At 70.5% G+C, this 22917-nt stretch carries 22 protein-coding genes; 16 read left to right on the plus strand and 6 right to left on the minus strand.

What is annotated here, in order from left to right; genetic code table 11:
- Positions 1-13: 13 nt before the first annotated feature.
- Positions 14-1252 carry an NAD(P)/FAD-dependent oxidoreductase gene (locus tag STH_RS04935; protein ID WP_158506843.1) on the plus strand — a complete coding sequence of 413 codons (1239 nt, stop codon included), beginning with the start codon at positions 14-16 and terminating at the stop codon, positions 1250-1252.
- On the opposite strand, the gene truD is transcribed toward STH_RS04935, so the two are convergent.
- The 3 genes from truD to STH_RS04950 all read right to left on the minus strand — a co-directional run bounded on the left by truD (position 1233) and on the right by STH_RS04950 (position 4132).
- The gene (gene truD, locus STH_RS04940) at positions 1233-2387 is read right to left on the minus strand and encodes a tRNA pseudouridine(13) synthase TruD (protein ID WP_011195096.1); all 1155 of its coding nucleotides are present in this window, start codon (positions 2385-2387) and stop codon (positions 1233-1235) included. The two genes, STH_RS04935 and truD, sit on opposite strands and share 20 nt — an antisense overlap.
- 158 nt (positions 2388-2545) lie before the next feature.
- Complete coding sequence (locus STH_RS04945) at positions 2546-3568, minus strand: NAD(P)/FAD-dependent oxidoreductase (protein WP_043713442.1); 1023 nt, start codon at positions 3566-3568, stop codon at positions 2546-2548.
- A gap of 162 nt (positions 3569-3730) precedes the next feature.
- Positions 3731-4132, minus strand: coding sequence for a hypothetical protein (locus STH_RS04950; protein ID WP_043713444.1), 402 nt, complete (start codon positions 4130-4132; stop codon positions 3731-3733).
- A gap of 108 nt (positions 4133-4240) precedes the next feature.
- Here STH_RS04950 and STH_RS04955 point away from each other — a divergent pair, with 108 nt between their 5' ends.
- The 5 genes from STH_RS04955 (at position 4241) to STH_RS04975 (ending at position 8587) form a co-directional block, all read left to right on the plus strand.
- On the plus strand, positions 4241-4939 hold the full coding sequence (locus STH_RS04955; protein WP_011195099.1) for an HAD family hydrolase: 699 nt from the start codon (positions 4241-4243) through the stop codon (positions 4937-4939).
- Positions 4936-5682, plus strand: a complete 747-nt coding sequence (ymfI, locus tag STH_RS04960) for an elongation factor P 5-aminopentanone reductase (protein WP_043713447.1) — start codon at positions 4936-4938, stop codon at positions 5680-5682. The genes STH_RS04955 and ymfI overlap by 4 nt, the downstream gene beginning before the upstream one ends.
- Before the next feature lie 107 nt (positions 5683-5789).
- A complete protein-coding gene (locus STH_RS04965; protein ID WP_158506844.1) occupies positions 5790-7325 on the plus strand; it encodes an S-layer homology domain-containing protein in 1536 nt (511 codons plus the stop codon).
- A 103-nt stretch (positions 7326-7428) separates the two neighbouring features.
- A complete protein-coding gene (locus tag STH_RS04970) occupies positions 7429-8052 on the plus strand; it encodes a hypothetical protein (RefSeq protein ID WP_043713453.1) in 624 nt (207 codons plus the stop codon).
- Between the two features lie 127 nt (positions 8053-8179).
- Positions 8180-8587, plus strand: a complete 408-nt coding sequence (locus STH_RS04975) for a hotdog fold thioesterase (protein ID WP_011195103.1) — start codon at positions 8180-8182, stop codon at positions 8585-8587.
- A 96-nt stretch (positions 8588-8683) separates the two neighbouring features.
- Here STH_RS04975 and STH_RS04980 read toward each other — a convergent pair whose 3' ends face one another.
- Complete coding sequence (locus tag STH_RS04980) at positions 8684-9487, minus strand: DUF169 domain-containing protein (RefSeq protein ID WP_043713456.1); 804 nt, start codon at positions 9485-9487, stop codon at positions 8684-8686.
- 143 nt (positions 9488-9630) lie between these two features.
- Between STH_RS04980 and STH_RS04985 the strand changes: the two genes are divergently transcribed.
- From STH_RS04985 to STH_RS05020, 8 genes are all read left to right on the plus strand, one after another.
- Complete coding sequence (locus STH_RS04985) at positions 9631-10005, plus strand: hypothetical protein (RefSeq protein WP_011195105.1); 375 nt, start codon at positions 9631-9633, stop codon at positions 10003-10005.
- Positions 10006-10187: 182 nt separating this feature from the next.
- On the plus strand, positions 10188-10916 hold the full coding sequence (locus STH_RS04990) for a Yip1 family protein (RefSeq protein ID WP_011195106.1): 729 nt from the start codon (positions 10188-10190) through the stop codon (positions 10914-10916).
- Between the two features lie 12 nt (positions 10917-10928).
- Positions 10929-12494, plus strand: coding sequence for an efflux RND transporter periplasmic adaptor subunit (locus tag STH_RS04995; RefSeq protein WP_043713459.1), 1566 nt, complete (start codon positions 10929-10931; stop codon positions 12492-12494).
- Positions 12495-12526: 32 nt separating this feature from the next.
- Positions 12527-13219 carry an ABC transporter ATP-binding protein gene (locus STH_RS05000; RefSeq protein WP_050742363.1) on the plus strand — a complete coding sequence of 231 codons (693 nt, stop codon included), beginning with the start codon at positions 12527-12529 and terminating at the stop codon, positions 13217-13219.
- Positions 13216-14418: an ABC transporter permease gene (locus tag STH_RS05005; RefSeq protein ID WP_011195109.1), complete on the plus strand. Its 1203-nt coding sequence runs from the start codon at positions 13216-13218 to the stop codon at positions 14416-14418. The genes STH_RS05000 and STH_RS05005 overlap by 4 nt, the downstream gene beginning before the upstream one ends.
- Positions 14419-14431: 13 nt before the next feature.
- On the plus strand, positions 14432-16756 hold the full coding sequence (locus STH_RS05010) for a carboxypeptidase-like regulatory domain-containing protein (protein ID WP_043713464.1): 2325 nt from the start codon (positions 14432-14434) through the stop codon (positions 16754-16756).
- Between the two features lie 127 nt (positions 16757-16883).
- The gene (locus STH_RS05015) at positions 16884-17387 is read left to right on the plus strand and encodes a stalk domain-containing protein (RefSeq protein WP_148205487.1); all 504 of its coding nucleotides are present in this window, start codon (positions 16884-16886) and stop codon (positions 17385-17387) included.
- 129 nt (positions 17388-17516) lie between these two features.
- The gene (locus STH_RS05020) at positions 17517-19106 is read left to right on the plus strand and encodes a serine hydrolase (protein WP_011195112.1); all 1590 of its coding nucleotides are present in this window, start codon (positions 17517-17519) and stop codon (positions 19104-19106) included.
- Between the two features lie 158 nt (positions 19107-19264).
- Here STH_RS05020 and STH_RS05025 read toward each other — a convergent pair whose 3' ends face one another.
- Both STH_RS05025 and STH_RS05030 read right to left on the minus strand, forming a co-directional pair.
- Positions 19265-19591 carry a DUF1634 domain-containing protein gene (locus tag STH_RS05025; RefSeq protein WP_011195113.1) on the minus strand — a complete coding sequence of 109 codons (327 nt, stop codon included), beginning with the start codon at positions 19589-19591 and terminating at the stop codon, positions 19265-19267.
- The gene (locus tag STH_RS05030) at positions 19592-20431 is read right to left on the minus strand and encodes a sulfite exporter TauE/SafE family protein (protein WP_011195114.1); all 840 of its coding nucleotides are present in this window, start codon (positions 20429-20431) and stop codon (positions 19592-19594) included. It lies immediately after the preceding gene.
- A gap of 214 nt (positions 20432-20645) precedes the next feature.
- On the opposite strand from STH_RS05030, the gene STH_RS05035 reads away from it, so the two are divergent.
- On the plus strand, positions 20646-21020 hold the full coding sequence (locus STH_RS05035; protein ID WP_011195115.1) for a HesB/IscA family protein: 375 nt from the start codon (positions 20646-20648) through the stop codon (positions 21018-21020).
- 602 nt (positions 21021-21622) lie between these two features.
- A complete protein-coding gene (ltrA, locus tag STH_RS05040; RefSeq protein WP_011195116.1) occupies positions 21623-22912 on the plus strand; it encodes a group II intron reverse transcriptase/maturase in 1290 nt (429 codons plus the stop codon).
- Positions 22913-22917 lie beyond the last annotated feature (5 nt).

Genomic DNA, 22917 nt, shown 5'->3' on the forward strand with positions numbered 1-22917 from the left:
AGGAGTGCGGACGTTGAGCGAACCAACCGTGGATTCGAGGGTGCGGGTGGTCGTGCTGGGGGCCGGGTACGCGGGGCTGACGTGCTTTCTGGAGCTGCAGGACCGGCTGGCGCGGGGGCACGACCTGGTGCTGGTGAGCCGCGACCGCCATCACTGGTTTACCACCGAACTGCACACGTACGCGGCCGGCCACGACGCCGACGCGGTCCGCATCCCCCTGCGGCGGCTGGTCCGCCCGCCGGGGCGGCTGATCATCGACCACGTGTCGGCGCTTCGCCCTGCGGCGCGGCAGGTGGAGCTGAAGCTGTCCGGCACGCTGGCGTACGACCTGCTGGTGTTCGCCCTGGGAAGCGAGCCCGAGTATTTTGGACTGCCCGGCATCCCCCGCCACGCGCTGACCATCGGCAGCCCGCCGGCCGCCCGGGAGGTGCGGGAGAGGGTCCGGGCCCTGGCGGCGCGGGAGGGGCCGCCCGGGCACGTCCTGGTGGTGGGCGGCGGGCTGACCGGCGTCGAGCTGGCCGCCGAGCTGGCCGACGAGTACCCCGGGCGGTTGCGGGTGACCATCCTGGAGGCGGCGCCGGAGATCATGGCCGGCTTTCCCCCGGATCTGGTGCAGGTGGCCCGGCGGATCCTGGAGGGGAAGGGCATCCGGATCCTCGCGGGCAGCCCCATCGTCACCGCCGATGCGTCCTGCGTCCACCTGCAGGGCGGCGGCGAGGTCCCCTACGACCTGCTGGTGTGGGCAGGCGGCGTGCGGGGCCACTCGCTGCTCGCCCGGGCGGGGCTGGCGCTGGGCGGCCGCGGCCGGGCCAGGGTCGACGCCTTCCTGCGGAGCGTGATTGACGACCGCATCTACGTGATCGGCGACTCGGCCGCCTTCGCGGACCCCGCCTCGGGCCGGGAGATTCCGCCGACGGGGCAGGCGGCGGTGCAGATGGGCCGGGCGGCGGCCGAGAACATCCTGCGCCGGCTGGGCGGACGGCCGGAACGGCCCTTCGCCTTCCGCATGCGGGGGCAGTTCGCCTCCCTGGGGCACCACGAAGGGGTGGGCGTGCTGGGCGAGGCGCCCATGGCGGGCCTGCCCGCCATGGCCGTCAAGCACTTCGTCGAGGGGCTCCACGCCTGGGAGGTGGGCGGCGGCGTGATGCCCCTGGTGCGGCGGCTCGTGGCCGCACCGGTGGGCTACCTGCGGGGGCGGCGGCTGCGCACCTTCACACGGCAGCCCCGGCCGGTCAGTGAGCAGCCGCCTTGATCAACATGGTGGCGTAGGCGCCCCGGGGCAGCGTGAAGCGGAGGCTGACCCGCTCAAAGCCGGGGTAGCGCTCATCCGGCTGCGGCGGGTCCACGCGCACCGACCGTGGCATCACCCAGGCCTCCCGGGGCGAACTCCTGAGCCAGAGGCCGGGCAGCAGCTCGGCCTCCAGCTGCGCCGGGCGCAGCCTGCGCTCCCGGAGCACGTCCTCCAGGATCAGGCCGGCCCTGGGGTCCGAAAAGCGCATGCCCCGCCCCGGCAGAGGGATCACCATCTGCTGCAGCTCCGGCGTCGATCGGGCGAAACGGTACGGCCCCGCGACCCCCGCCGCCTCCGCCGGCGGTTCGTCGCCTCCGGCCGCCGCGGCGACCAGGCGGCGCAGCACCTCGTTCCACAGGAAGGCCTGCCAGGCCGAGAGCCACATCTCCTGCTCCTCCCGCCGGGCCGTGGCCAGGGCCGCCCGGAACCCGCCCGGCTGCTCCGCCAGCAAGGCGAAGCAGCGCCGCTCGAAGGCGGTCTCCGCCAGGTCCAGGCAGGTCGCCCAGTCGCCCCAGGCCTCCAGCAGCCGGCGCTTGCGGGCTTTCGCCCTGCTCTTCTCCCCGGGGTAGACGTGGGTCAGTGCGATCTGGAGGGCCTGCTCCCACCGGCCCTGCGCCATCTGCTCGGCGATGAACCCGCGCCGGGGGTCGAAGCTGCCGAACCGCTGGTCGTCGAAGTAATTGGGGAAACCCGCGGCGGCCACGCGCCGGACGCCGTCCACGAGGCGCGCGGCCTCCTCGGGGCGGAGCTCGCGCACGGTCACTTCAAAGTGATTGGCCAGCACCCGGCCGGGCGCCATGGGTTCGGTGGCGTAGCCCACCGCCTTCAGCCGGTAGTAGGGCGTGGACAGCGAGTGATCAGCCGGGTGGTCGATGGTCACGTACTGGAACGTGTGGGCGTGCCGGTCCTTCTTCCCGCCGTACTGGATGCGGCCGGGCGGCAGCCGCCGGGCCCGCGCGATGGCGGCGACCGCGTCGGCGGTGTTCCAGCCTTTCTTCTCCAGCAGGTAGACCCGGTACCGGGCCGGCTTCTGGCGGATGTGCAGGTCCACGGCCTCCCGCACCACAAAGTCCTCGGGCGTCGTCTTCAGTCGCACGTCGTGTCCAACATCCTTTCCTGGCGGTTCCGCCGTTAGGGTACCCTCCGCGGGGAACGGAAGCAAGCGGTGACGCGCGTTCCGCCCCAGGCACAGGCGCAGGCTCCCTACCCGTCCGTAGGGAGCCTGCGTCCTCGGTCGACCGGGCGTCAGCCCGGTTACTTGTTCCGCTGTTCGGAGCTGTGGCCGGGGAAGGCGGCCGAGCCGGGATCGATGAAGGCCTTGGCGTTGTTGACCGCGGTGGCCACCTCGCCGAAGCCCGTCGCGATCAGCCGGATCTTGCCCGGGTACCAGCAGATGTCGCCTGCGGCGTAGACGCCGGGAATGTTGGTCTCGCCCTTGGAGTTGACGACGATCTGACGCTTGTTCTCGATCTCCAGACCCCACTCCAGCATGCTGCCCAGCGAGGCCTTGAACCCGGTGCCGATGATGACGCAGTCGACGTCGATCGTCGTCTCCTCGCCGGTGCGGTTGTCGAAGATGGTGGCCTTCTTCACCCAGTTGCCGTCGCCCTCGACCCTGCGCAGCTCGTAAAAGACCTTCACGTGCACCCGGGAGGCCGCCAGCTTCTTCAGCGACTCCTCGTGGGCCCGGAACCCGTCGCGCCGGTGGATGAGGGTGACCTCAGCGGCGATGGGCTCGACCATCAGCGCGTAGTCCACGGCGGAATCACCGCCGCCGATGACCAGCACGCGCTTGCCTTCAAACTGGGGCAGGTTCGTCACGCTGTAGAAGACGCCTTTCCCCTCATACTGGCGGGCGGACTCGTTGGGGATGCGGTTGGGCTCGAACGCGCCGATCCCGGCGGTGATGATGACGGCCTTGCTGTAGTGCCGTTCGCCGGTGTGGGTGACCAGCTCGAACGTGCCATCCTCCAGCCTGTTCAGCTTATCCACCCGCTGGTTGAACACGTAGGTCGCGTCCGGATTGGCGCTGTCGGCCTGTTCCTTGCACTGCTCCACCAAACGCTTGGCGCTGATCCTGGGGAAGCCTGCGACGTCGAAGATGTCCTTTTCGGGGTACAGGGCGGCCAGCTGACCGCCCACCTCGGGCAGAGCCTCGATGACCTTGGTCTTCATGCCGCGCATGCCTGCGTAGAACACGCCGAACAGGCCTGTCGGCCCTGCGCCGATCAGGGTCACGTCGTAAAGCTCTTTCGTGCCGGACACGGTTGCCGTCATCCCCCTATCTGCCTAATCACTTGATGACTTGCCATGGTTCTGGAACAGGACCTTCGTATACACCCACAAAGGAGTATACCATAGCGGAAGCCGAGTTGGGCAGACAGTTCAGGGGTGGACGCGATAACTCCTTTAATAGTTTGCATTCTCCGGCACAGGGGGTCACCCGCCGGAGGCCATGGCCCTTCCGAGCCAGTCGGCCAGCCGGCGCAACAGGGGATGGTCCGGGCGCATCTCCTCGTCGGGCAGATTGTGCTTGTCGACGATGAGGTAGACCGCGCCCTCGGGCGTCTCGACGACGATCAGCTGGAACTCGCTGCCCCCCAGCTCGTCCAGGGTGTCGGCGATGCGGGGGAAGTGGGGGTGGTTGAAATCCAGGCTCACCTGGAGCAGGACATAACGGTACCCCTTGATCTCGGTCAGGTCGGACAGCCGGACCACGGCGTCAAACGGCGTGCCCTGCAGCGCGGACAGGCAGGCCACCACGTCCTCGGCACGCTGCCGGTCGACCACGGCGGCGGTGGCCCCCCACTTGGAGGGGCGCTGATCCGGACGGAAGCGCACGTGCTCACTCTCCCTTCCCGATTCGGGTTCGGGCCGGCCACGGTCGGTTCCTGCAGGGCGGGTCCTCCCCGGCGTGGAAAGCATACGTGAGAGGAGGTTCTGCTGTAGGTGATCAAGGCGTTGTTCTTCGCTCCGCAGGCCCTGGCCTACGGGCCTGACGAGCCGGATCTTCTGGCCGGCATCCTGCAGGCGGAAGGGTATGCCGTCGACCGGGAGCGGGTGGAGAAGGCCCTGGCGGCGCTGCCCGCTGCCGTGCGGGAGGCGGGGCGGGCGGTGCGCACGCCGGAGGAGGAGAGGGCGTACCACCGGATGCTGTGGTCCGCGCTGCTGCCCCTGGTCGGCCATCCGGCCCCGGATCCGGCCCTGGTGAGCCGCCTGGGCGCGGCCCGGGACGATTACGCCGCGTGGTGGTCGCTCCACCCGGAGACGCTCCCGGTCCTGAACGAACTGCACCGGCGCGGCTTTTTCCTGGGCGCGGTGGGCCGGTGGGCGCCGTCGCTCTCCCGGTTTCTCGCCGAGTTCGAGATTGCGGGCTTCTTCCAGTGGATCCGCGCCTCCGCCGCCGCGGGCGTCGCGTGGCCGGATCCGCAGCTGCTCCGGGAGGCGGTGGCCGGGGCGGGGTGCGGTCCGGCCGAAGCGCTCTACTGCGCCGCCTCCGTGCGGGACGACGTCTCCTGCGCGCAGGCCGCGGGCGTGACGCCGGTGTGGGTCAACCGCACGGGCATCGTCACCGGACACGAGGTGATCGCCGTCAGCGACCTGCGGGGGCTCCTGGTGCTGCTGGGCGACGGGGGTGAGGGCCGGTGAGGGAACTGTCCGGCCAGGCGGCCCTGGTGACCGGGGCGTCCCGGGGGATCGGGCGGGCGGTCGCCCTGGAGCTCGCGGCCGCGGGCGCCGCGGTGGTGGTGGGGTACCACCGGCAGCGGGAGCAGGCGGAGGCGGTGGCCGCCGCCATCCGGGCCGCCGGCGGGGCGGCGGAGCCGCTGCAGGTGGACGTGCGGGACCCGGCCGCCTGCGAGGCCGCGGTGTCCGGGACGGTCGACCGCTTCGGCCGGATCGACATCCTGGTGAACAACGCCGGCACGGCCCTGGAGAAGCTGCTGGTGGACACCACGCCGGCGGAGTGGAACGATCTGGTGGCGGTCCACCTCACGGGCATGTACGCGTGCACCCGGGCGGCGCTGCCCCACATGCTGTCCCGACGGTACGGCCGCATCATCACGATCTCGTCCATCTGGGGCATCACAGGGGCCGCGGGCGAGGTGGCGTATTCAGCGGTGAAGGCCGGCCAGAACGGCTTCACCCGCGCGCTCGCGCAGGAGGTCGGCCCGTTCGGCGTCACGGTGAACGCGGTGGCGCCGGGCGCCATCGACACGGAGATGAACAGCTTCCTGCAAGGGGAGGAGCTGCGGGAGTGGCTGAGCCGGGTGCCCGTGGGCCGGCTGGGCACGCCGGAAGAGGTGGCCGCACTGGTGCGCTTCCTCGCGGGGCCGCAGGCAGGCTTCATCACCGGCCAGGTGATCTCGCCCAACGGCGGCGTGGTGGTCTGAGTCCGGGTCGGCCCGGCGGCGGCTGTGCCCGTTAGTACATCTTGCCAATGGTGCGGTTGCGCAAACGGTGGGATGGGACAGACCGTCATGTGGACGAGGGGGTCTGCATGACGATGACGACGCCGAGACGCACCGACATAACCCACCGGGCGCTGAAGCGCGCCGTCGCGGCCGTCGCGCTCGCGGCCGCGCTGGCCCTGGCAGCGCCGCCCGTGACCCACGGTGCCGCGCTGTGGGACACCGCCGGCCACTGGGCCCGGGCGGAGATCGCCGCCGGCGTGGCCGCCGGGTACATCAGCGGCTTCCCGGACGGCAGCTTCCGGCCGGACCAGCCGATGACCCGGGCGGAGTTCTACACCCTGCTGACCGGCGCCCTGGGGCTGGCGCCGCGACCCGGCGACAGCGCCCCGTACGCCGCGGGCCACTGGGCGGCGCGGCAGGGCCGCCTTCAGGCCGCCGCGGCCGCGGGGCTCCTGGATCCCGCCGACTACGGCGGCTGGCTGGCGCCGGACGAACCGGTCACGCGCCGGGAGATCGTCCTCGCCGGGGTGCGCGCGCTGGGCCGCGCGCACCTGGTCGGCGGGCGCGCCCTGGCGTCCGCGGACGCGGCTTCTTATCCGGACTGGTTGCAGGCCTGGGCGGCCGAGGCCGTCCACCTGGGTATCCTGCAAGGCTACGCGGACGGGGCGCTGGGCCTCGATCGCACCGCGACCCGCGCCGAGGCCCTGGTGATGGTGCAGCGCATCCGGTACGCCCTGCTGGCGGAGGTGGCCGAAACGGACGAGGACGCCGTGCCGGGCGCGCGGCGGTATCCCGCGCCGGGCGAGCCGACCTGGACCGTGGACAGCGGTTCGCCCGCCCGGCCGGTCTTCTCCGACGGGCGGCAAGGCTATGCGCTGAATGCCGCGGTCGCGGGCTACACGCTGCTGCCTGCGCCCGGCCGTGCGGCCTGGCTGAGCACCGTCGACGGCGGCGGGACCTACCGGCTGTACTGGCTGGCGGACGGCCGGGCGGCGGAAGTTGCCCGGGGCGCCGAGCCCATCGCCGCCCTGGCCGTGGCGGAGGACGGGCGGCTCTGGTTCAGCCGGGGCCGCGAGATCCTGGCCGCCGCGGAGGGAGGCATCGTGGAGCGGCATACGCTGGCGGGTCAGGCAACCTTCGGCGCCCTGGACGGAGCGGGCGCGCTCTGGGCCGTGGACAGCACCAACCTCTATCGCGTCGCAGGCGGCAAGGCGGATCGCTACCTGCTGCCGTCGCCGCTGCTGGCCCGGGTCCGGTACGTGGCGCCGGCCGCGGACGGTTCCGTGTGGCTCCTTCTGCGGTCCGAAGAGATGGGCGGGGGCGTGGAGGCGGTACGCATCCGCGGCGGCAGGGTCGCGCAGGAGGTTTCCCTGATAGGAGGCGGGCCGCAAGCCCGGACCGCCCACGTCCAGGCCGCGGTGCTCGCCCGCCGGGGCGACGACCTGCTGATCCTGGTCACGGCGCCGGAACGGGCCGTGATCCGGTTCGACCTGGCCGAGGGAGCCGCCGCCCGCCTGGTGCTGCCGCCGGAGGTGGGTGAGGGCGCTCAGGTGGTGCCCGCCGCGGACGGCGGTGCGCTGGTGCTGGGCCGGCAGGGGCGCCGGTGGCGCATCGTGGATTAGCGGCAGAGCAGGAATATTCTGGGATCAGGGTGTGTGGTGCTCCGGGCGACATAAGATGGGGATGGCTGCAGTTCTGTCAAGTCGTCCGGAGGTGTCGCGCGAGGTGTCCATGCCCATGCCCACGGGAGGCCCGGTGCGGCTCCCCGCACAGGTGGCCGGTTCCATGTCCCGCATGCAGGGGCTGCTGCAGGCGGCGCAGCCCGAGATCCAGTCCGCCTACGCCGCGCACTGGCTCGCCGCCCGCCAGGCCGCGGGGAGGCCGTACTTCCAGGATCTGAGCCAGCACATGATGATGGGGCTGTACGGCACCACCGCGCTGGGCGGTCTGCTGCGCTACGCGCTGTCGGGCCGGGCCACGCCGGAGGTGGTCGGCGGGATCATCGACCAGGTGCAGCTCATCCGGCAGAGCTACGAGGGCGCCCAGCAGGCGCTGGAGCGGTTCCTGGAGGACGAGGAGGTGCGGTCGCTCAGCGGCGTCCAGCTGATGAGCCGGACCCTGCCGCACCTGGACCGCTTCTACCAGCAGATGGAGCAGCCCGGTCAGGCGGTACTCAACGGGATTGAATGGCAGCCCTCCGAGGAGGTTCAGGGCTGGCCGGTGCGGCGGGCGGAGGTGGGCGGCCCCGCCCGCGGGTGGCAGCCGCCGCTGCCCCGCTGGGAGTCCCCCGGCGAACTGGACCGGACGGGCGACGTGAGCGAGCTGCCTCCGCCGGAGGCGGAGGCTTAACCGGAGAACGTCTGCGGCGGGAGGCCCGGGACGCGTTCCCGGGCCCCTGCGCGCGCCCGGAGGCCGGGAAAGAGGGACTGCGGCCGGGCGCGGCGAACCTGATGACCCAGCACCGGGGAGGGATGGGATGCAGATGGACCGGACACCGTACACGGACGGCACGCTGCTCGACGCACTGGGCATCGTGCTGGAGGAGGTCTCACCCGAGCGCGTGGTGGCCACCATGCCGGTGGACCACCGGACACGCCAGCCGATGGGGATCCTGCACGGCGGCGCGTCGGTGGCGCTGGCGGAGACGGTGGCCAGCATCGGCGCGGCGATGCACGCCGGCGAGGGGCGCACCGCCGTGGGAATGGAGATCAACGCCAACCACATCCGCCCCAAGCGGGAGGGGACCGTGCGGGCGGAGGCCACGCCGGTCCACGTCGGCCGCCGGAGCAGCGTCTGGGAGATCCGCATCACCGACGAGGACGGGCGGCTCGTCTGCCTCTCCCGCTGCACGCTGGCCTTCGTGAAGCTGGACCGGGACGGGTGACGGCTGGCAGGAACGAAAGAGGAGGCTGGGGAGCTGTGCTCCTCAGCCTCCGCCGTCTTCTCGCAGACCGCGCGGCCGCCCCGCGGAGCCGGCAGGCTACGTCGTCTCCCCCTCGTCCCAGCGGCGCTGGAGCTCCTGATACGTCGCCGGGAACGCGGGGGTGTACCGCAGGAACGCGGGAATCGGGTAGCGCACGCCGCCCCTGTGGGTGCCCTCCAGCCCCTCCAGCAGGTCGGGCACCTGGGACCAGGGGATGGTGAAGGCCATTTCGTGGTCCTGGGTCTGGCCGAAGATGCGGTCGCCCAGGCAGGGCAGGATGAACTGCGGCCGGCCCTCCCGGGCGGTGCGGATGACGATGTCGGCGCAGTCCGCCCGGCCCGTGGTGGTGGAGGTGAGCGCCCCGCCGGTCTTCCACAGCGCGCCGGTGACCGCCCGCATCACCTGTGCGGAGTTGCCGTAGATGAGCAGGGTCTCGGGCTCGAAAGTGCACCGGGCCAGCGGCGCCACCACCACCGTGCCCGCCTCCTCCGGCGCGAACTTCGGCACCTCCTGTTCCGTGAGGGCGCCCGCCCCGCAGGTCTCCACGTACATGCCGGCGGCCAGGTTCCCCTCGGTGTAATACGGGATCGCCGGCTTGAACCCGAAGGCCACCTGCGCGATGGGGCAGCTCAGGTCCTCGGGGCCCATGGCCACGGCCCACCCGTACCGGCGGGCCATGCCAATGCCCTGGCAGATGGCGATCTTGATCCCCATGTCCCGCCACGGCCGCCGCACCCGCTCCGGCAGCGGCTCATCCCCCCGAAACACCCGGATGCCCAGCGGGAAGGTGTCGGTCCGAAGGTGCCTGTCCAGGACCCGGGCCACCTCCCGGCAGTCCGGCGTCCGCGTCGCGTCTCCCATGACAATTCCCCCCTCTGCTCGGCCAGGTTTTCTCCATACTTATTCGAAATCCCTGCACAATGGTAGAATGGTGGGGGATCCGACAGGGATTGAAGATGAGATGAGAGAAGAAAAGGAATGAAAAAGTAGAGGGAGGTTACTCCATGTACTGGTTGATTATGGCGCATAATGTGATGCGCTGGGTGATCCTGGTTGCCGCGGTGGCGACGCTGGCCGGGGCGTTGGCAGCCGGCAAGAAGGCCGCTGACGGCTGGGCCGGCCGGGCGGCCCAGGCCTACACCGTCGCCCTGGACGTTCAGGTGCTGATCGGGCTGGTCATCTGGCTCCTGCGATCCGGGTGGAACCACGACGCCTTCCTGGCCTTCATCCACCCGGGCACCATGATCCTGGCCATGCTGGTGGCCCACTTCGGGCGCACCCTGCAGAAGCGCTCCGTGCCGGTGGGCGGGTTCGTGGCCTTCCTGGTTTCGCTGGTCCTGGTGATCGCCGCCATCCCCCGCTGGGCCTGGCCCGTCTGACCCAGCCAACCCCTTCCTCCGTGAAGGGGTTTTTCAGTTGGTCAACGTCTAAGTACAGGGGCTGCGGGAAGGACGGGTCTACCTCCTCGCAGAACCATTTGCGCCCGCTGAGCGGTCTCATCAAGGGAAAGGCCTGGGGAAACCTGTTCCGAATTCTGGACGTCGAATAGGAGGTTGACACTGTGAGCGAACCCGTGCTGAACCACGGCGACGGGCGGCGCGTCTCGCCATGGGCGGCGGTGCTGCGCGTCCTTACGGATCCGGCGGAGACGTTCCGGGCGATGGCTGCGCATCCGCCGGTCCTGGTTCCTTACCTGGTCCACACGCTCGTGGGACTGGCCGTCTTCGCCCTCACCTACGGCCCGACGGTGGACCTGGCCATGGAGGCCGCCGTCGCCTCGCTGCCGCCGGGGCAGGAAGTGGACTTCCAGATGATGCAGTCGGTCATGCGCTGGAGCGCGGTGGGGACGCTGGCCGCCGGTTCGGTGATCGGTCCCTGGCTCACCGGGTTCGTCCTGGCGTTGGTGGCCACCTTCTTCGGCCAGTTCCAGGGCGGCGGTGTGCCGCTGGCTTCCTACATGGGCATGATCGGCTACGCGCGCCTGCCCGTGGCGATCAGCAACCTGCTGGCGGGTATCCTCATGGCGGTCACCGGCCGGCCGGTCAACCTGACCCCCGCCGTGCTGCTGCCGGACACGGCCGGCCCCGTCCTGGCGGCCGTGCTCAGCGCCTTCAACCCGCTCCACCTGTGGTACTACGTCCTGCTGGGCATCGGCTTCGCCGCCCTCTTCGGCCGCGAGCCCCGCAAGGGGTGGGCGCTGCCGCTGGCGCTTTTCGTGATGACCACCCTCTTCACCGCAGCGTCCGCAGGACTCAGCAGCGCACTGACTTCGTCGATGACGTTGAACTAAGGAGGAGCCGCTGTGAAGCGAAAGGTGTTGATCGCGGCCGCACTGATTGTTGCGGTGGCCGTGCTTGTGGTGGCCAACCTGAGGAATCAGCCCGCGTCGGGGGCGGCAACTCAGGGTCCCAAGGGCGCCCCGGAGGTGCGGGTGCAGGCCGTGCGGCGGGGCAGCCTCCGGCAGGAGGTCATCGCCCCCGGCGTCCTCGAGGCCACGGGAGTCCATGAGGTCCGGGCGCCCTTCACCACCAAGGCGGTGACGCTGAAGGTGGGCATCGGCGAGCGGGTGACCGCCGGCCAGGTGCTGGCGGTGCTGGACGATGCGGATCTCGCCCTGCAGGTGTCGGCGCAGGAGGCCCAGGTGGCCCGGATGGAGTCCACGCTGGCTTCGCTGCGGCTGCAGCAGCAGGAGGCGCCGCTGCAGCTGGATCAGCGGCTGGCCCAGGCCCGGGCGCAGCTGCTGCAGGCCGAAGACCAGCTGGCTTCGGTGATGCGGCAGGACGACGCGCTGCGCACCCGCCTCGAGCAGGCGCGGGTCAACCTGACGACCCTGCAGAACCGCAGCGCGGAGGGCGCGGAGCGGGTGGCTGCGGCCAGGGCCGCGCTGCTGGAGGCGGAGGAGGCATATAAGGCCGACCCCGGAAACCCCGCCCTGCGAGCGAAGTATGAGCAGGCCCGGTCCGCCTACGACGAGGCGCTCCGGCAGAGCCAGCAGGCGGCCGAGCAGGCCGCCGCGCAGCTGCGGGCGGCCTACGACGAGCTGGCCGCTGCCGAGGCCGACTACGCCCGGGTGAGCGGCGACAACCCGGTGGCCGTGCAGCTGGCCGCCAGCCAGGTGGAGGCGGCCCGCATCGCCCTGCAGCTGGCGGAGATGGAAGCCGAGAGCGGCGGCGCCCTGGCCGAGCAGGTGCGGGCGGCCGAGATCGAACTGGCGGCGGCGCGCACCAGCCTGGCGGCCATGCGGGAGAAGCTGGCCCAGGCGCAGCTCACCGCCCCCGTCTCGGGCACGGTCCTGGCGGTGGCCGCCCAGGACGGCATGCCGGCACAGGAGACGCAGGTGCTGCTCACCATCGGGAACCTGGACGTCCTGAAGGTCAAGGCCCAGGTGGACGAGCTCGACATCGGCAAGGTGCGTCCGGAGCAGCCGCTATCCGTGGAGACCAACGGAACGCCCGGGGAGCTGTTCCACGGTCGGGTCACCCGGGTGGCCGCCCAGGCGACTGCGGCCGGCGGATCGCCGTTCTTCGTGGTCGAGGGGGAGGTGGCCAACCGCGAGGGGCTCCTCCGGGCGGGCCTCAACGCCGAGGTGACCATCGCGACGGCCGAACGGCAGGACGCGATTGTCGTTCCCGCGGCGGCGGTGCGCACCCGGGACGGCCAGCCCAGCGTCCTGGTCGTGGACGGGTTCGCCGTGAAGGTCCGGCCGGTCAGGGTGGGCCTGCGGACCGAGACCGAGGTCGAGATCCTGGAGGGGCTCGAGGAGGGCGAGCGGATCGTCGTCAGCCCCTTCACGCTGATCAACTCCCTGCAGGAGGGAGATCCGGTGCGGGTGGAGGAGGTGGACGAGAATTGGGGGAAAAGCCAGTAATCAAGTTAGTGGATATCACGAAGGTCTATAAGATGGGCAGCAGCGAGGTTCACGCCCTGCGGGGCGTGAGCCTCGAGATCCAAGCCGGCGAGCTGGTGGCGATCATGGGCCCTTCCGGCTCGGGCAAGTCGACCCTGATGAACATCCTGGGTTGCCTGGACCGTCCCACCAGCGGCACCTACGAGCTGGACGGGCGGCAGATCACCGCCCGGGACGAGTCGGAGCTGGCCCGGGTGCGCAACCGGCAGATCGGGTTCGTCTTCCAGACCTTCAACCTCCTGCCCCGCATGTCGGCCCTGCGCAACGTGGAGCAGCCGCTGCTCTACGCGGGCGTCGGGGCCCGGGAGCGCCGCCGGCGGGCCCGGGAGGCCCTGGAGCGGGTCGGTCTGGGCGAGCGCATTCACCACCGGCCCAACGAGCTTTCAGGCGGCCAGCGGCAGCGGGTGGCCATTGCCCGGGCCCTGGTGACCCAGCCGTCGATCATCCTCGCCGACGAGCCCACGGGCAACCTGGACTCCCGGACGGGTGAGGAGATCCTGGCCCTGTTCCAGGAGCTCCACGCCGAGGGAGCCACGGTGCTCATCGTGACCCACGAGCCCGACGTGGCCCAGCACGTCAACCGTGTGATCCGGCTCAGGGACGGGCGGATCGTCAGCGACGAGCCCGTGCCGAACCCGGTCCGGGCGGTGGACCGGCTCGCGGAGATGGGAGGGCCTGAGGAATGAATCTCCTCGAGACCCTCCGGGTAGCCTGGGAGGCCCTGGTCGCCAACAAGATGCGGTCGATCCTCACGATGATCGGCATCATCATCGGCGTCGGGTCGGTGATCGCCGTGGTGGCGATCGGCCGGGGGACCGAGTCGGCGGTGCTGGGCGAACTGCAAGGGTTAGGCGCAGGCGTCTTCTACATCATGCCGGGTTCCGTCAGCTCCAGCGACGCCCTCAGCCGGATCGAGCCCATCAGTGAGCGGGACATGCAGCAGCTGGAGGCCATGCTCCCCGACGTCGAGGCCGTGATCAGCGGCGATACGGTGGGCGTCCGGGCGGAGTATCAGAAGGAGACGCTCTCGACGTACGCCTACGCCGTCTCCCCCGGGTTTGACCGGGTGGTGAACGTCAAGGTCCTGGAAGGCCGGTGGTTCACCGAGGAGGAGATGAAGGGCGGCGCCCGCGTGACGGTCCTCTCCAGGGACGCGGTGACCCGGCTCTTCGGCGACCGGGACTACAACCCCGTCGGCGAGCGGGTGAAAATCAACGGGCTCACCCATCAGGTGATCGGTACCGTGGAGAACTCGACGGGCGCGCTGTCCCAGGCCATGGGGGTGCAGGATCCCGCCGTGTACCTGCCGGTGGCGGCGGTGCAGCGCATGACCGGGAGCACCGACTCCTTTCTGGTGCTGGCGAAGGTGCGCCCGGGGGCCGACGTCGAGAGCGTCATGAACGATGCCGTGGCCCTGCTCGGGCAGCTCAACAACGGGGCCAAGTACATGGGCTACAGCATGGAGCAGATGACGGCGGCCCTGTCCAGCGTCACCGGCCTCCTGACCGGCCTGATCGCCTCCATCGCGGCCATCTCGCTGCTCGTGGGCGGGGTCGGCATCATGAACATCATGCTGGTCTCGGTGACCGAGCGCACGCGGGAGATCGGCCTGCGCAAGGCGATCGGCGCCACCTACGGCAATATCATGACGCAGTTCCTGATCGAGTCGGTGGTGATCTGCCTGGTGGGAGGGGCCGTCGGCGTGGCCTTCGCCACCGTGCCCGTCTGGCTGGTCGGCCGGGCGATGGGGGTCTCCATGCTGATCGATCTTCCGACGGTCCTTCTGGCCATGGGCTTCTCCGCCGCGGTCGGCGTGCTCTTCGGCGTCTACCCGGCCTCGAAGGCGGCCCGGCTCGATCCCATCGAGGCCCTGCGCTATGAATAAGGAGGCTGAGCGTGTGAACCGATATGGTAGGAACCCCGCCGGGACGGTCCGGCGGAAGGCGGTAGCGTGGCTGACCAGTCTGCTCCTCCTGGTCTCGGTGGTCCTGCCGGCGGCTGCCCAGGAGGCGGCGAATCAGGTGCTGCTGCGGGTGGCGGACGCGACCGGGCGGCCTGTGCCGGCGGCGACGGTGGAGATCTACGAGCTGGGCACGGGCCTGGTGGCCGTGCAGTTCACCGGCGAGGATGGCCTGGTGCGGGTTCCTGTTACCCCTGGCCGCACGCGGCTCTGGCAGGCCCGTGCCACGGCCGCCGGGTACGAGGTGAGGGAGACCGGCTGGTTTGACCCGGCTCAGGGCGGCGTGCGCGCCATCACCCTCGAGCCGGTGGGCGGCGAACTGCAGCTCTACGTGCGGGACGCGGACGGCCGCACCGGCGCGAGCGTCACGCTCCTGAACAGCGCCGGCCGGGTGGTGGCCCAGGGGACGGCACAGGCCGGCCGCTGGGTCGCCCGGGATCTGGCGCCCGGTGTCTACACCGCGCTGGTCTCCGCCGAGGGCAAGGCGCCGGTGCAGAAGAGCGTGTCGGTGGGCCGCGGCCGCGTGACCGTGGAGGCGATCTCGCTGGCCACGGGCACCATCACCGCCAGCGGCGAGGTGGTGGACGGCGCCACCGGCTCCCCGCTGCGCGGCGCGACCGTGGAACTGGTGCGGGGCGAGAACGTGGTGGTCGGCTCCGCGCAGACCGGCGCCACCGGCCGCTTCACGATTCGCGCGAGCCTGCCTGAGGATACGTATCGCCTGCGGGTCAGGATGCCCGGGTACACCCCGGTGGAGACGGACGCGCAGCAGGTGTCTCCGGGCGGCCTGCTGGACCACTCGGGCCTGAACCGCATCAAGATCTACCGCACCACCGGCACGGTGGAGTCGGTCCTGACGACCATCGGCAACCGGCCGATCCGGACTGCGGAGATCGTGCTGCTTCGCAAGGGGCTCGGCGAGGTGGCCTCGGCCAAGGTCGACGCCAACGGCGCCGTCCGCTTCGAGAACGTGCCCGCGGGCGAGGGCATCCTGTACCAGCTGGTGGCGTACAACGCGGTGGACAGCCTGACCGTGGATCACATCGACCTGGCCATTTCCGACTGGTTCACGGTGAACCCCGGAGGCACCGTTCAGATCCCGCTGGTGGCCCAGCAGTTCAACGATCAGTCGCTGGTCCGGTCCACGGTCACCGGTACGGTGGTCGGGCCCACCGGGCTGCCCATCGAGGGCGCGACCGTGGAGCTGATCCGCCGGTCCCACGTGATGTACAAGGCGACCACCGATGCGGAGGGCAAGTTCCTCATCGAGAACGTGGACGCGAGCCAGGACGGCGGCTTCGCCCAGTCGCCCTACATGCTGCGGGTGAGCAAGGAAGGCTACGTGCCCACCCGTGAGGTCGTGGTCTCGGGCACGTCCACCACCACGTTCCACGTGCCCGGCGGCGGCCGCCTGCTCCTGCAGGCCACGCTGCATCCGGCCATGGCCACCGTCCAGGGCCGCATCGTGGATACCCTCGGCCGCCCGGTGTCCGGCGCGGACGTCAAGATGGTGCTCGCCGACGGCCGGGAGGCCGGCCGCGACCGCACCGACGACGGCGGCTGGTACCGGCTCGGCTCGATTCCCACGACCACCGGGTGGGCCGCTCTCTCCGTCACCGCAGAAGGCTACCTGCCCACGGGGTACATCGACATGACGGCCGCGCTGGGCGCGGGCGACGCCCTGCCCACCGTGCGGCTGACGCCCGCTGAGACCACCGTCGACGGCGTGGTGGTCGACCTGCAGGGCAGGCCCGTGACGGGGGCCAACGTGCAGCTGCACCTGGACGGGGTGAAGGCGGCCGAGGGCCGTTCGGAGAGCGACGGCTACTTCTCCGTCAAGGTCGACGCGTCGTCCGCCTCCATCGGGCTGCTGGTGGTGGAGGCCGAGGGGTACACCCGGGGCGGCGTGGTGCTCACGGAGCTCCCTGGTCCGGGTCGGACCCTCACCCAGGCCGTGATGGTCTATGAGCAGAACGCCGTGGTGGAGGGCCGGGTGCTCGATCAGAACGGGCAGGCCGTGTCCGGCGCCCGGGTGGAGCTGGCGCTGGAGGGCAGCGGGCAGGTCCGGGCGGCGGTGACCGACGCCTCGGGCCGTTACCGGATCGAACAGCCGCTGCCGGCCGGCGCGACCTGGGCCTGGCTGCGGGTGAAGCCGGAGTCCGGCACCTTTGCCGGTTCCGTCACTCACGGGATGGATATGGCGCCCATCATTCGCCTCACGCCGGGGGACACGGTGGCGACCGACCTGCTGGTGAGGCGGTAGCCGGCAACCCAGTCTTGCAGGGGCCGCGGGCAGGAGCCCGCGGCCCTTTCTCTGTTGTGCGTATAACGGAAGAATCTAGAAGTGATGTAGAATGGAGTCAGACGCAGGAGGTGCAGGGGGGAGCCGCGTGCCCACGAGCAGGAAAGGGGGGCTGCGGACAGCGCCAGTGCTGGTGCCGGCGCTGCTGGCGTTCGGCGCGGCCGCGCTGTGTGGGGGCGGCCTGATCGCTTCGGTCGCACCCGCCGCGGGATGTCCGCCGCTGGCCGGCGCCCAGCCGGTGGCGGTCACGGCCCGGGCGGCGGACGGAGATGCCCACGGTGTGACCGGTTACCTGTTCCGGAACGGCGAGGCGCTGATCCCGGTGCGGGGGCTGGTGGAACGCACCGGCCGCATCTACTGGGACGAGTCCGGGCAGACGGTGACCCTGCTGGGCCCGCGGGACGTGCTGTCGGTCCATGTTCCCGGCGGGCGCGCGGAGACCCGCATCGCCGTCCTGAACGGCGAGGTGATCGCCGCACACGCCGTGCGGTGCGAAGAGCAGGTCTACCTCCCGGCCGACCTGGTGGCCACCGTGCTGCACCTGGAGGTCGCTGTTCCGTCCGACGATCGGGGGGAACGGATGTCCCGCTGAGCCCGGGAACCGGCAGTCAGCGTGTCGCCAGGAGAGTGGCCTTGAAATTTCGCCTACCCCGGTGTATACCCAAGGTGGAGTATAAACCGATACGTTGTGTAAGTAATGGTATGAGGATGGGGAAGGCGTATGGCAGGTCACAAGCCCAGAGGCGTGTTCCGCGCGTTCTGCCTTGTGCTGATCATCGCGGTGGCCGCGGCGTTGCTGGCGGCCGCCGCGGCGGTGCCGGCGGCGTCGCAGGCGCCGCCGGCTCAGCACGGGGCCCTGCAGGCAGGGTCCGGTCGCCTGCCGGTGTCCGACCAGGACGGGGCGACGGCCGAAGCGCCCGGCTCGGCGGAGGCGCCCCGGGCACCTGCGGCCGGTTCGCCGGACAGGCCTGAGATCGCCCTGCGGTCGCCGACCCTGCGGTCCCCATCCTTGTCTGACGTCGCGCAGACAGCCGAACGGCCCTCCGAGGCGGAGCCTGCCGTGCCGCGTCCGCCCCGGGTGTGCACCGGCGCCATTCCCTTCGGCGGCGCGGCGGCTGCCGGGGAGGCGCTGCCGTACGGCGGCGGCGCCGCCGCGCTTCCCGCCGACGGCCTTGCCGGGTTGGAGGAGGCCCTCCACGCCTACGTGTCTGCCCTGAGCGGCACCTATGGGGTGGCCGTGGTGGATCTCTCCACCGGGGCGACGGTGTCGGTGGGGGGCGACCAGGTCTTTGTCGCGGCCTCCACCTTCAAGGTGCCGCTGGCCATGTACGTCTTCTCCCTGGTCGAGCGGGGCGAGGCCGACCTGGCCGAACCCCTTTACTACGCGCCGGAGGACTGGGAGGGCGGCAGCGGCATCCTCCACGGGTCGATCGCGGGCGACTGCTACACGGTGGCGGAGCTGGTGCACCTGTCCCTCACCGTCAGCGACAACATCGCCACCAACATGCTGCTGCGCCGGTTCGGCGAGCAGAACGTGTTCGCCTACATGCGGGAGCTGGGCGGGACGGTGACCAACCTGTCCACCGGCCGGCGGGCGACCACGCCCCGGGACATGGCCCTGTACATGGAAGTGGCCTATCGCCGGGCCGCGGGGGACGACGGCGGGCTGTACCGCACCCTGCTCGGGCTCCTCACCCAGACGGCCTTTTCCGACCGCATCGCGGCCGGGGCGCCGTCGGGGGTTTCGGTCGCGCACAAGATCGGCACACTGCCCGCCATGGTGCACGACGTCGGCATCGTGTTCCTGCAGGATCGGCCCTTCGCCATCGCGCTCTTCAGCTCGGGGGTCAACGAGTCCGTCGCTGCCGCCAGTCTGGCGGACATCACCCGCCTCGTCAGCGGGTTCCTGCTGACCGGAACGGTCCCCGCGTGGTCGGTCCCTGGGGGCGCTGGGCCCGACCAGGGCGGCACGCCCCCGCAGGATGCTGCCCGGGAGCCGGCCGAGGCGACGCCGGATGGCGCCGCTTCCGACCAGGGCGGTATGCCCCCGCAGGACGCCCCCCGCGAGCCCGCCGAGGCGACGCCGGACGGCGCCGCTTCCGACCAGGGCGATATGCCCCCGCAGGACGCCCCCCGCGAGCCGGCCGAGGCGACGGCGGACGGCGCCGCTTCCGACCAGGGCGGTATGCCCCCGCAGGACGCCCCCCGCGAGCCGGCCGAGGCGACGGCGGACGGCGCCGCTTCCGACCAGGGCGGCACGCCCCCGCAGGACGCCCCCCGCGAGCCGGCCGAGGCGACGCCGGGCGGGTAGGGCGCTGCTTCTGCTGGTCGTCCTGACCGGCGGCCCCACCGGGCCCAGACCGTCGCCGAGGCGGCCTTGCCGATGGCCCGGTACCGACGGGGACGGGAGCGATGCGAAGAGATCAGGCCCGCCGGGCAGGATCCCGGCGGGCCTGTGGCGTCAGGGGCCTAGTGTCCTTCGCCGAGCAGCATGCCGGCGAGGACGAAGAGCAGCACGGCCAGGCAGATGACGCCGTATACCACGTCCCCCAGCCGCAGGTAGATGACCATGGCCGCCGCCACCCGAAGCAACGGCGTGCAGATGAGGGCGATGATCCCCGCGGTCACCAGGGTCGGGCCGATCGACACGGACAGCTGGAGGAGGGTGACCGCGAGGCCGGCGGAGATGAGCGCTGCGGCGACGGCGGTGCCGATTCGCAGCAGGTGGGCGACGGCCAGCTCGACGCGTTCGACATCCCGGGAGACCTCGTGCTGCCGGGTCTGCAGGCTGTCCACCTAGTAGGTCACCCCTTTCCAGGCCATCTGAACGGCCACGTACACCAGCAGCGGGACAAAGAGGAGGCGGAGGGTGGATCCCTTCATCCTGACCATCAGCCGGGAGCCCAGGAGCGCCCCGCACAGCACCCCCAGGGCCACGGGGCCGGCCACCAGCGGCTGCACGTCGCCCCGCACGAAGTAGACCGCTGCGGAGGCGGCGGCCGTGACGCCGATCATGAAGTTGGACGTGGCCGTCGACACCTTGATCGGCAGCTTCATGACGATGTCCATCGCGGGCACCTTGAACGTGCCGCCCCCGACGCCCAGCAGGCCCGCGAACGCGCCCGAGACGTACATGAGGAGGAGGCCAGGAAGAGCGCCCGTGGCGCGGTAGGAGATGGTCCGGCCCAGCGCCTTGTCGTAGTACGCGCCGCGCAGCTGCAGCCGCTCCGACAGCCGGTCCGGGACCACGTCCTCCCGCAGCTCGGACTTCCGGGCCCGGAACATGGAGAAGGCCGAGTAGGCCATGAGGGCGGCGAAGAGGAGGAAAAGGAACCGCGCCGGCACGTACCCGGCGATGAAGGCCCCGGACAGCGCGCCGAGGGTGGAGCCGATCTCCAGGAACATGGCGATGCGGGTGTTGGTGATGTGGTCGCGCAGGTAGGCGACGGCGGCCCCGGTGGAGGTGGCGATGATGGCCACGGCGCTGGCGGCCACCGCGGTGCGGAAATCGTACCCGAAGAACAGCGTCAGGGCCGGGACGATGATGATGCCGCCGCCCAGCCCCAGCATGGAGCCCACCAGCCCGGCGAGCACCGACGTCAGCAGAATGGCGAGCGTGAGCGCAACGGGGGTCATGGTCATCTCCCTTGCCGGCGGGTTTTGACAAGCTACCGTTACTATACACCCTCGGCTCTTTCGGGGAAAGCCATCCGCACCGCCCGGCCGGCGGCGGTCGTCTCAACGGTTGGGGAGGGACTCTTGCGATTCGCGGCGAGATGGCATATAGTTGAGCCACGGTGGATCAGACGTGGTAAACTAGACGTTACGGGAGCAAAGGAGGGAATTCCCTGTGAACATCACCCTGACGGAGAAGGCTTCCAACCGGCTGAAGGAGATCATCAAGTCCAAGGGTGAGAACCTGGCCCTGCGCGTGCTGGTGCGTCCCGGCGGTTGCTCGGGCTTTGAATACGGCATGGCTCTGGAGCGCAACCCGCGCCCGGACGACAACATCAGCGAGTTCGACGGCATCAAGGTGGTCATCGATCCGGCCAGCCTGCCGTACCTGGACGGCTCGACCATCGATTACGTGGACAGCCTGATGGGCGGCGGCTTCGCCATCAACAACCCGAACGCGGTGACCGGCTGCGCCTGCGGCCAGTCCTTCCGTACGGCCAACGCTGCCGGCGCCCCCAGGTCCTGCGGCAGCGGCGGCTGCGCACACTAGAACGGCACGACTTCGGGCCGGCGGAACACCCGCCGGCCCGGTTTCGGTGTGCCCGGCATGGGCGCTGACTTGGCGGTGAAAGTCCGCTACGGGCGAGGCAGCACCAGCCCGTTAGCCAAAGGCAAGGGTGTCTGTCGTGAGGCGGAATCTGAAGGAAGCCCGAGGCAAAGCCACGACCCGAGGAACACGAACCCCATAGGAGGCTGTGCCGCTCGGGTGAGCTGGCCGAACACAGCAAAACCCGAAGCTGCCAAAGGGCGGTGCGGTAGATGGGGCGGGTGCGGGGTGAAGGTCAGCGTCCTTACCCGGGGAGGTCTGCCGGGAACGCCAGCAACGCTGGTAACCTGCGTCGGGAGACGCAGCTGAACCGGCAGAAGTCAGCAAAGGCCATAGTACCGGCAGGGGGACGCCCCAACCGGGAAGGGCCGAACGTCAGGAAAGGGGTGAACCCGTTGCGTTCGAGCAGCCCGCGACAAACGCAGAAGACCCCGAACGGGACCTGCTCGCCGGAAGTAGCGGTGAAGCCGCAAGGGACGGCGAGAGGGCGGAGTGGGCAGCCGGCACAAGACGGAACGTCACCCCGCGGGGAGCACAGCAACCTGATGGAGCAGGTGGTGGCCAGGGAGAACATGCTGGCCGCCCTGAAACGGGTGGAGCGGAACGGAGGCGCTCCCGGCGTGGACGGTGTCCCCACCGAACGGCTGCGGGACCAGATTCGCGTGGAGTGGAGCCGCATCCGTGAGGAACTGCTCCAGGGGACCTACAGACCGCAGCCAGTCCGCCGGGTCGAAATCCCGAAACCGGGCGGCGGCAAGCGGATGCTGGGGATTCCCACCGTGATGGACCGCCTGATCCAACAGGCACTCCTGCAAGTACTGACGCCGATCTTTGACCCGACATTCTCCGAATCCAGCTACGGCTTTCGGCCGGGGCGGCGGGGTCATGATGCGGTCAGGAAGGCACGTCAGTACGTGGAGGAAGGGTACGACTGGGTCGTGGACATGGACCTGGAGAAGTTCTTCGACCGGGTCAACCACGACGTGCTGATGGCCCGCGTGGCGCGGCGGGTAACGGATAAGCGTGTGCTGCGGCTGATCCGGCGGTACTTACAGGCCGGGGTCATGCTGAACGGGGTGGTCGTGGCGACGGAGGAAGGGACGCCGCAGGGCGGTCCGCTGAGTCCGCTGCTGGCGAACATCCTGCTGGATGACCTCGACAAGGAGCTGGAGCGCCGTGGCCACCACTTTGTCCGGTACGCCGATGACTGCAACATCTACGTCCGCAGCAAGCGGGCGGGAGAACGGGTCTACAGGAGCGTGCGCCACTTCCTGCAGGAGCGGTTACGGCTGAAGGTCAACGAGGAGAAGAGCGCAGTGGACCGGCCGTGGAAGCGGCAGTTCCTCGGGTTTAGCTTCTACAAGCACCGGGGAGTGCGCATCCGGCTGGCCCCGAAGAGCCTGAAACGCGTGAAGGACAAGCTCCGCACGCTGACGGACCGCAACCGCAGCCAGAGCATGGAGGACCGAATCCGGTGCCTGAATGCCTACTTGCGGGGCTGGGTTGGGTACTATGCGCTCTCCGATGCCAGGTCAGCCTTTGAAAGACTCGAAGGATGGCTGAAGCGTCGGCTGCGAGCATGCGTATGGAGGCAGTGGAAGCGTGTACGCACGCGCTTTCGGGAGTTGCGCGCCCTCGGTTTGCCCGAATGGGTAGTCTACCAACTCGCCAACAGCCGCAAAGGCCCGTGGCGGATGGCAGGTGGCCCACTAAACAGCGCCCTGGGCGACGCCTACTGGCGTGCCCAGGGGCTGATAAGCCTGACCGAATGCTATGAAGCGACTCGTCAATCCTGGCGAACCGCCGGATGCGGACTCGCATGTCCGGTGGTGTGAGAGGA

The organism is Symbiobacterium thermophilum IAM 14863, assembly GCF_000009905.1.
Taxonomy (GTDB): Bacteria; Bacillota; Sulfobacillia; order Symbiobacteriales; family Symbiobacteriaceae; genus Symbiobacterium; species Symbiobacterium thermophilum.